The organism is Legionella fairfieldensis ATCC 49588 (assembly GCF_000621525.1).
Classification (GTDB): Bacteria; Pseudomonadota; Gammaproteobacteria; order Legionellales; family Legionellaceae; genus Tatlockia; species Tatlockia fairfieldensis.
This window is the reverse complement of the sequence record NZ_JHYC01000040.1, coordinates 1-8,926: the sequence shown is the minus strand read 5'-3', so window position 1 is coordinate 8,926 and position 8,926 is coordinate 1. Positions and strand designations below refer to the sequence as shown.

Genomic DNA, 8,926 nt, shown 5'->3' with positions numbered 1-8,926 from the left:
GGGTTTTGGAAGAAATGGCAGGGATTCTCTGCAACGAAGGCTGCGCGAGTTTGACCAGACCTTGTTTTATTGGCATTGGCGCTATTAAGACTGCTTTTTTCCCAGGGGATAGAATTATTTATTGAATAAGGACGAGTCAGCGGTGATTGGGTGGTGACAACAGTAGACGTATTTTTGTCTGGGGTTATTTCTGAAGCGGTGAAAGCAGGGCGATTGAGTGAGTTCTCTTCTCTCTCTTGATGATTAAGCTGAGGAGCGGGATAGGGAATGCTGCTTGTTTCCAAGGAAGAAAAATTACCCATAGTTGAGTTATGATTGGGTAAAGCAGGGTTGGTAGGAAACGGGCGCTGTACCAGAGTTGCTGGGGATTCTTGTAGAAAGTGATTTTGGCCAGGAAAAGTAGTAGACGAGGAGTTTTTTGAATGGTTATTCATTGTGGAGGAGTCTGAGTTTAAAGAGAGGCTGGTTTTAATTTTTTTATCTTCCAATCCTTGTTTAAACGCTGATATAAATCCAGGATTGTCTCGGATTTGACTATTACAACTACTGTATTCAATAAATTCCATTTCTTCCAGACTTTGTTTGTTAAGACACGCAGCCAATAAGCCTAATTTGAAGCCTTTTTGCCAGAAGGTTTCATTTGAGTTAAGTAATTTAATAGTATAGCCTTCTTCATAGCCGCTTATGTAATCAGGTGTTTGTTCGTCAATATTTGTAGCAGGATAATCGTAATCCTTGCCTCTTAGTCTTCCTGATCGATATTTTGGTGTTTGTAAAAGAGTGAGTAAAGGATCTTTAAAATGTTGTTTTATTTGCTGATGAGTGTTTTTGATTGGTTGATGACACCACTCACCCAGTAATGCGGCTGCTTTTTTTGGATGAATGTTTTTTAATTCTGTAGCAGTTAGATTAAATCGATTTTTAATAAATTTCATACAAACTTTATAATCTATGACCAAATTCTCAGAAACTTCTTTTGCGGAAGAGTTATAAATCATTACATGTAATTTAAAAAAGGTTAATTCGTCTAAGTTCATACTTTTCTGTTTAAAATAAAACAATATGTTTGTTATTTTATCATTGGTAACTTATCAAAAAATTAACTGCTATTGTTTTTTACATGAGCTATATCCAATCGCGATGAAAAAACCTTAGCTCAGATAGTACATGGGGAAATCGAAACCGATGCGCTCCAAATCTCAGACCCAAGTGAACAGGTGCTTGCCGAGACTGCACGACCACCCTCTGAGTTAGCTGTACGCCTGTGAAGCGTGCGGAACGCCTGTTCGAAAGGCCGAAGAAAAGCTTGGGCAATGCCCAAATTAAGCAGTGTACCAGTCAGGCGTTAAAGACATGATAAAGAGCGGTGGTCTTAACCGTATTTAATTCTTCAAATTCTTTTTTATTTCCTTGTCGATAAGCGCAATGAGTTCAGGACACGCCAAATTTTTTGCTTTGGCTAGCAGCTTTTTGTCATTGATGTTGGGATTTAATAGCGGTCTTGCCCACAGCCAAAATACTAGTTTGGCAGGTAAAATCTGTTTAAGTGAATCAGGCTTTTCTTGAACTAACATATCAATCACACAGGTGATGACCCAATTGGTCGTTGGAATTTCCCCTTTGGCAATTTTTTCAATGGACTTAGGTGTAAGACTTTTGTCTTTATTAAATAGGAGTTTCGCTGTTTTTTCGAGTTTTTCTGATTTAAAAGGGATGGAAAGAAGAGCGGTGAAAATTGCTTGCGTTAGTTTGGGGTAATCGATTTGTTTTTCTTCAGTACTTGTTTTTTGTTGCTTCTTTTCCTGTTCAAGTTTGTAAATTTCTTCGCGATGAATGCAAATTTCTTTTGGGGCTTCGATGCCTAATTTGATGATATCAGGTTCATCGGTTAGAAAAGGGGTGAGTGTAATTTTTTGGCCGTTTTGAATAATGATGAGTTGTTTTTCAAACTCAAGTTGTTCTATTTGCATAGTAAATTCTCATTGTTAATCTGTTTGAGTGGCATCGGGTAACAGGATTTGGTTCCACTGCCCCTAAATGGGTCTAAAATAACGTCCTTCGGTTCTGTAAATTTTTCAATTAACCATTCCACATGGGCTAAATTTCCAGGGCAATGATGGTTATAGTTGTTTATCCGGTTGTTTTTAATTGTTTCTCCAACTCTTTAACTCTGTTTTGAAGATTGTTTGCATTAGTGTTGGCGATTGTGATTTGCAACTCTGCTCGATGTACTTTTTACGTTTAGTAAAGCGCATTGTTTTTGTAATTCAACCTCACGTTCTTTTAAAAAGGATATTGTGGATTCACAAGCCGCTAATTTTTTTTCGAACACAAAAGAGTCATTGTATAGTTTATATTATTGACCAACAAGAAATGGAACCTTCCATGTTAAGGATTAAATATGGGAGATGAATTTAATATAAATTTTAAATTTGGATAGAAAACTGGGTTACTCGTATGTTTACGGTTCCAGTTTTTCGTAAGCTCTACGTCATCTATAGAAACAACGCAAGTTTTCCTTTGAGTTTCTAACGCTTTTATGACAAAAGATTCTACATCGTTTTTGTAGACACGCTCAGAATTTAAAAATAATTCGGCTATTAACGCATTGGCAATGATGTAGTTTGTTTGCCATCCATTTTGATTAATTTCAGGATGAGCATTTCGTAAGTTATTAAATTCTATTTGGGAATTATCTGCCAACCAAAGAGAAATATTTCCCAGTTTAACTAATTCAATTAACGCTGTAAGTCGTTTTTGTAGTTCAGAATCAAATTGATAAATATCCAGAAGACTAGGAGTATCCACGTAAAGGTGCATTATTATTCCTTTTGAAGTTACGGGTTTAAAAGATATTTGAAGCTGAGGATTAGTTTAAAAAAACTTTTTTTTGAGAATTTCTTTTAAATACTAATCTCTTGCTAGTGTTAATTTTATTGAAAAATTTTATCATAAACCATATCATAATCAAAGTATTTAAAAGCCATCTAAAAATAAAATAATTGAGAAATTATGAGTAGAATGATCGGTTATGCGCGAGTAAGCACGGATGACCAAAATTTAGACTTACAAATGGATGCCCTAATGCGAGCTGGGTGTTCCAGAAAAGATATCTATAAAGATAAAGTATCTGGAGCTAAAATAGAACGACCAGGATTGAATCAATGTATGGAGCAGTTACAGTGTGGTGATGTTCTTGTGGTTTGGCGATTAGACAGATTGGGGCGATCTATGGCTCACCTTGTTTCATTAATCGAACAATTGCGGGCAAAAGAGGTTGGCTTCAAATCGCTTTGTGATGGCGCTATTGATACCACAACGGCATCCGGAGAATTAATATTTAATATTTTTTCTTCTATGGCACAGTTTGAGAGACGCTTGATACAAGAACGGACTCAACCAGGATTATCAGCGGCAAGAGCTAGAGGAAGAAAAGGCGGGCGTCCCAAGGTAGAGCCATCCAAAATTCAGGCTGTTAAACAAATGCATCAAGACAAGTCATTCTCAATAGAAGAAATTTGCAAAATTTTAAAAATTTCTAAACCAACGCTATACCGATACTTAGCATCATAATTAAGAGGGATGTTAAATGAAACGTTTCATCTTTTATGTAGTGATCGCTATAATATCAATCATGTCTTCGATGTTAGGATGTGCTTTATTTTTGAGAGCAGATAATCATTCAGGTAATTACATTACGTTTCACTCAAAATGATCTTATGACAGATTTGACAGGAGATGTATTAAAACAAGCAGACATTCAATGTGCAATTAAAAAATGGAAAACAATTAATAATTCCTGCCGAATATTATCCAAGGTATGCTGACCTGGTGGCCACTAAAGAGAATTTGGTTTGTCTAACGCCAATAGCTGGTTAGAGGGTTTTTATAAAACAATTATCGACAATAACTTTAATCCTGTTTTTGCTGTGCTGTCAGTTATTAATCTAAGCTTATGTGCACCATTATTGGTTAGCTATTACTCAGGTGTTTATTACTTTTTCCTGAGCATGGGGTTCATATTTCGTATTACTTCACTCAATTCTATGTTCGATTGATTAAGGTAAATGCTTTGTCTAGAGATGATGTAGCAGTACAAATGGGATATCACTCATCGTCCAGTATGCTCAAACCTTATGATGAACGCATGCTAAAGGCAATTATGTTAAAAGTGTGTAGAACCAATCTTTTCTTTGACGATATTTATGGTATTTTGCTTGATGTGGCAACGCCAAGAAGGCTCTATGGTATTTTTCGCCCTCTCCCTTTGAGGTGGTCAAATAATCGGGGTGAAATAGGTCTTCGTTGAGCTATATAATGCACCCTAAACGAAAAACATTATCAGTACCTCTTTATTAAGTTTTACCCAAGTGTTGTGGTATCAATAACAAAATAATAAAATTGCTGCGGAATGTAGAATATCTAAACTTTATGGGATTCACTTATGTTGAATAAAAAGAAAGCGATGAGTATGGTCGTACTGATGGGTACGATATCTATTAAAGGAGCTTGGGCGACATTATGTCCCGTACCTGCCACACAAATGAGTGCAAGTATGTTTCAAATAGCCGGTGATAAGAAGGAAGCTCGTGCTACTGTGCGTAACAATAACTTTAAAGTTTGGACTATGTATATACAGAGCAAAAGATACGACCTTAATGAATTAATTATACAAAGAACATTAGAAGCTAATTATACACAACAAGAAGCGTATTCTATGCTTGGTTGCTTAAGGTGTTCTTACAGGTCCAATTTTCAGTATCCTGTAGATTTTTGGGCTTGTGAACAATAATTTTGTGAGAATTGGCAATGCAATTCTCACGTACCCTATTGAGGTTTATCGAATAATAAGTATCAAAAAACGGTCGTTTTTTGATACTTTACGAAAATCTCTTTTTAAGAGTCCATGTATAATTATTATCGTTATGTACAGTAAAAAAAGCAAAACAAAAATGTGTACCTGAATATAAGGCTACTTATATGTAATTAATCCAGTGAATTAATAACATAAATTTCGGAAGATTTTTCTTTATCTTCACGAATAAGGCGTTCTACAAAACGCACAGGGAATTTTATTAAACGAGCTATGCTAAAGCTAGACTTGTTTTGTATGTAATGTAACTCTAATACTTCATTTTTATTTATAGAAGATAAAAATTCAAAATAGAAATCTTCTTCTTTTTTCGTAGCTTCATCAAGCTCTTCTTGTTGAATAGAGTTTAAATACTCTCTTTCTTCTTTATCTGCGGGAATTAAATCCAATATTCCGTATCGAACACACTGAAGCATGTCCTTAGCCTGCGTTATAAATTTTTTTTCATATTTTGAGATAGGAGTTCCCAATGATGCACTTTTGAATGCAATATTTAACCCAATTTCAATATCATGCAGAAAACGTAGAATATTATCTTTTGCATCATAACTAGTTTTGGAATGAAAATTTAAGCGTGACTTAATAATATAATATTGTACTTTATCCAAGCGCCGCCATTTAGTTGTGTTTGGATTCGCAAGCCATGAATTTAGGGTTGCAATATTTACATCAGCAATTTCTGCTAGTTTATCTGCCGTTATATTTTTTTCCTTTTTTAATTGGATTAAAAGATGATTATAAGATTTTCTTTTTTTTAGTAGCATTTTTTAAACCTGGTTGATACAAAGTATCATTTTAATAATAATGATACTTTGTATCAACTTAATTATGAATATCCTATGAAAATATTTTGTGCCTACTTACCAACAACTAAAAATATAATGGATTTGGCGCTCTCAAAAAACGAACCATTTTGAGAGGGTATCAAGATATTTTATGTAGTCGCATGAAGAAGTGATCTTGTTTTATCAAAAACGCAACTCACAATCAAAGTATTAAGAACATCATTATACAATGATGTTTTTAATAGATTCAGAAGACGCGCATGATGTTAGATTAATGCTGATTGAATTGAATTTCTTTTATTAGAGCAAACGTATGGACTGTCTCATTTTCTAATAATGCGGCTGGTTCTCCGTTTGCTGTTACTGAAAAATCAGTAATAACCCATTTTTCCTCATCTTCATTTTTCAAAATTTTTACACAATCACCAATTTTAAATGGTGTTGTGGCAATGATTTGTTTTATAAAGAGTTGATTTAACTCTTCCTCACTCGAAGGTAAATAATCTTTGATATGAGCCACAATGATTCCTGGAAATTTGAATTGAAGGTATACTACAAGAAACATTGCCTAATGTATATTTAAACATCTTTTACAATAGCCGGACCGTTTTTTAATAATTAAAAATATTCATAGAAATGATGATGCCTAATTTATTCAAGACGAATACTTTGGGTTTACAAGCGCTAAATTGAACAGGCGATTGATGATAGATATAATGCCTCAAAATATGGTTTTTAGGTTTTTATCTATGGCGTCTTTTTTTCACGTTATCGTGGTTTTTATTCAAATATGGGCAAATTTTTTGGTTGCTATTACAGGATCTATCGGGACAGTAATGGTTGGTGTTACAACTACACTTATTATTCCATGGGGACTGCGATTACCCAAAGAAAAACGCCATCCATTCAAAAAAAGACCTTGCGTTAATAATGGATTGAATCAGTTAACAATGAGCAGACAAGGGTAGTGGGGTAGCCATTTAAGAAATTTTGGGTGGACTCTATTAACTATCAGTTTTATTATTCAAGTATTTATCTCGTGGCCAAAATGACTAAATGCGATATTATTTTTATGGTCAGATTAGCTAGAATTCTGTGCGCTGCTTAAAATTTCTGGTAGACATGAGACTTGCCTTAATAGATTTAACGAAATAAATCAGAATGAGTCCCTGTTCTTTCAAAAATAACTTCTTCATCTTCTAATTTATAAATAAGTAACCAATCAGGCTCAATGTGGCATTCGCGTCGGTTCACATAATTTCCAGTCAAACTGTGATCGCGATTTTTTAGAGGAATTGTTTCTTCATTCAAAATTAGACGCATGAGGGTAAAAACTTTGTTAAGCTCTTTCCCTCTCTTTTTGGCGAGTTTCATATCTTTTTCAAACTGTTTTGTGGTTATAGCACGAAGCATGCATTAATTCTCAAGATGTTTAAACATGTCTTCGGCATTTTCATAATAATTAAGGTTTTCTTTTTTATCAGTAGCCTCAAATGTTTCTTGCGTTGTTTCGTTAGGCAGACGAATATCAAAAGGAATACCATGCACTAATTTAATTTGACGCAAATATAATTCGATCGCTTCTGATACGGATAATCCCAATTCAGTTAAAACAGACTCTACTTCTATTTTTAACTCAGGTTCTACTCGCGCTCGAACGGTTGCTGTTTTCATTTTTTTATTACCAAGAATCATTGTATTTTAATTGTAGCACAAAAAGGCTACTTTTCATCTTATGTCCTGGAATTAATTATCCGATCTACTTTGGGCTAGATAACGTACCTTATCTATCACAAACAGGGTATAATGGTAAAAAAACAAAAATGAGACCCTATGAATTTACTGGACGCCCAAAATTCGAAAAATCAAAAGTTTGTGATAGATAAGATTTTGCATCCCTTGGCTGTTCATTTTGATACCAATTCACTTTCGGCATGGCTGTCGTATTATTATACAGTGCATGTGAAAGGGGCTCCTGAAAAAACGGAACAAGCAAAACAAAAAGACCTGGTGAAATTCATTCAATTTTTTCAAATGGAAGTAGGGCATGATTTAGTGGACAGTTGGACGCCGGCAGTTAGTAAACAATTTCAGAAACATTTAAGTAAGACGATTTCTGAAAAAACAGGCAAGCTTTATAAAGCAACGTCTATAAATAGAACAATGGCCACTATTCGTCATGTCGGTCGTTGGCTTCACCAACAACGTCCACTATTAGCAGGTGACCCTTTAGCACAAGTCAAAAATTTACAAACCGATGCGCCGGATTGGAATGGCTTAACCTCGCGCCAGCTCATGAGATTAAAATCGGCCTGCGAGCAGCGCATTAAAAGCTGTACTCGCAAAAACCAAAATCCTCTGATGGAAACGGCTCTATTTTATCTGCTGATGGGCACAGGACTTCGTGAATCAGAAGTGGTGTCTTTAAATATTAGTCAATATCGCCAAAAAGGACTTCATAACGTATTGCGTCATAAGTCGAAACGAGTGAGCCAAAAAATTCCGTTACCCCAAGAGAGTAGGGCATATCTGGATAGTTATCTGCAAACCCGTGAAACCGATGAGGATGAGCCTTTATTTATTACGCGATACGGAACGCGCCTGCAGACACTCGATGTGTATCGAATTTGCCAGCGGGTATTAAAACAAGCCTTGGCTTTTCTGCCTGAGCAGGAAAAGTTCAAATTTACCCCGCATCAATTAAGGCATACTTTCTTAAAGAAAGTAACGGATAAGCACGGAGTGCATTTTGCCCAGGAGCTGAGTGGTAATGTATCAATTAAAGAAATATTTCGTTATGCCAAACCAAGTCAGGACGAAATGCAGGAAACAATAGAAGAATTATTTCAATAACAATAGAGGAAAAAATCATGTTTAAATCATTAGATCTTGAAACTAAAGTAAAATTTTTATTTTCATTAGGTGACTGTTATAAGCTCATTTCTGAGACAATAGATAAAAAAATTGATTTGTATTCTTCGAGCTTAGAAGAGCGAGGAGGCATATTAAATGCGCTTGATGAAATAATGGATCTTATTAGAGTAAGTTTGCCTAAATTGATTATAGAAGAAGTCAATGAAGAACCTCATCTTAATTTAGTTCAAAACAGTAGAGATAATTCAGTGAAAGAGATAAACGATAAGCATGAGTTTCAGTAATTTACTATTTGACAGAATAAGGTGGCTTTTTTTAATAAATAACCGAAATGATGATAGGCTTCGTTTTGATAAAGCATGGAAGCAAGGTGTTGCAAAAGTGGGTGTGGAAT

General features: G+C 35.0%; 14 protein-coding genes. 6 read left to right on the top strand and 8 right to left on the bottom strand.

Going from position 1 to position 8,926, the window contains the following annotated elements:
* From T345_RS0110310 to T345_RS0110295, 4 genes are all read right to left on the bottom strand, one after another.
* On the bottom strand, positions 1–935 hold a 935-nt coding region (locus T345_RS0110310; RefSeq protein ID WP_169733783.1), incomplete at its 3' end, for a hypothetical protein.
* A gap of 447 nt (positions 936–1,382) precedes the next feature.
* Positions 1,383–1,970: a carbon storage regulator gene (locus T345_RS14635; RefSeq protein ID WP_051555240.1), complete on the bottom strand. Its 588-nt coding sequence runs from the start codon at positions 1,968–1,970 to the stop codon at positions 1,383–1,385.
* Complete coding sequence (locus T345_RS15615) at positions 1,961–2,134, bottom strand: DNA methyltransferase (protein ID WP_428829175.1); 174 nt, start codon at positions 2,132–2,134, stop codon at positions 1,961–1,963. Before T345_RS15615 ends, T345_RS14635 begins: the two co-directional genes overlap by 10 nt.
* Before the next feature lie 254 nt (positions 2,135–2,388).
* On the bottom strand, positions 2,389–2,820 hold the full coding sequence (locus T345_RS0110295; protein WP_028389281.1) for a hypothetical protein: 432 nt from the start codon (positions 2,818–2,820) through the stop codon (positions 2,389–2,391).
* 192 nt (positions 2,821–3,012) lie between these two features.
* Here T345_RS0110295 and T345_RS0110290 point away from each other — a divergent pair, with 192 nt between their 5' ends.
* The 3 genes from T345_RS0110290 to T345_RS0110285 all read left to right on the top strand — a co-directional run bounded on the left by T345_RS0110290 (position 3,013) and on the right by T345_RS0110285 (position 4,792).
* Positions 3,013–3,573, top strand: coding sequence for a recombinase family protein (locus T345_RS0110290; RefSeq protein WP_028389280.1), 561 nt, complete (start codon positions 3,013–3,015; stop codon positions 3,571–3,573).
* 499 nt (positions 3,574–4,072) lie between these two features.
* Positions 4,073–4,309, top strand: a complete 237-nt coding sequence (locus T345_RS15095; protein ID WP_131777821.1) for a hypothetical protein — start codon at positions 4,073–4,075, stop codon at positions 4,307–4,309.
* Between the two features lie 135 nt (positions 4,310–4,444).
* A complete protein-coding gene (locus T345_RS0110285; protein WP_028389279.1) occupies positions 4,445–4,792 on the top strand; it encodes a hypothetical protein in 348 nt (115 codons plus the stop codon).
* A gap of 194 nt (positions 4,793–4,986) precedes the next feature.
* On the opposite strand, the gene T345_RS0110280 is transcribed toward T345_RS0110285, so the two are convergent.
* Both T345_RS0110280 and T345_RS0110275 read right to left on the bottom strand, forming a co-directional pair.
* On the bottom strand, positions 4,987–5,637 hold the full coding sequence (locus T345_RS0110280; protein WP_028389278.1) for a hypothetical protein: 651 nt from the start codon (positions 5,635–5,637) through the stop codon (positions 4,987–4,989).
* A gap of 292 nt (positions 5,638–5,929) precedes the next feature.
* Entirely contained in the window at positions 5,930–6,178 is a 249-nt protein-coding gene (locus T345_RS0110275) for an SH3 domain-containing protein (protein ID WP_028389277.1), read from the bottom strand.
* Between the two features lie 229 nt (positions 6,179–6,407).
* Here T345_RS0110275 and T345_RS0110270 point away from each other — a divergent pair, with 229 nt between their 5' ends.
* Complete coding sequence (locus T345_RS0110270) at positions 6,408–6,626, top strand: hypothetical protein (RefSeq protein ID WP_131777822.1); 219 nt, start codon at positions 6,408–6,410, stop codon at positions 6,624–6,626.
* 175 nt (positions 6,627–6,801) lie between these two features.
* Here the strand turns inward: T345_RS0110270 and T345_RS0110265 are convergent, their stop codons facing one another.
* Positions 6,802–7,071, bottom strand: a complete 270-nt coding sequence (locus tag T345_RS0110265; RefSeq protein WP_028389275.1) for a type II toxin-antitoxin system YafQ family toxin — start codon at positions 7,069–7,071, stop codon at positions 6,802–6,804.
* Between the two features lie 3 nt (positions 7,072–7,074).
* Positions 7,075–7,332 carry a type II toxin-antitoxin system RelB/DinJ family antitoxin gene (locus T345_RS0110260; protein WP_028389274.1) on the bottom strand — a complete coding sequence of 86 codons (258 nt, stop codon included), beginning with the start codon at positions 7,330–7,332 and terminating at the stop codon, positions 7,075–7,077.
* A 159-nt stretch (positions 7,333–7,491) separates the two neighbouring features.
* Here T345_RS0110260 and T345_RS0110255 point away from each other — a divergent pair, with 159 nt between their 5' ends.
* Complete coding sequence (locus T345_RS0110255) at positions 7,492–8,511, top strand: tyrosine-type recombinase/integrase (RefSeq protein WP_028389273.1); 1,020 nt, start codon at positions 7,492–7,494, stop codon at positions 8,509–8,511.
* Between the two features lie 17 nt (positions 8,512–8,528).
* The gene (locus T345_RS0110250) at positions 8,529–8,816 is read left to right on the top strand and encodes a hypothetical protein (protein ID WP_028389272.1); all 288 of its coding nucleotides are present in this window, start codon (positions 8,529–8,531) and stop codon (positions 8,814–8,816) included.
* Positions 8,817–8,926: the final 110 nt, after the last annotated feature.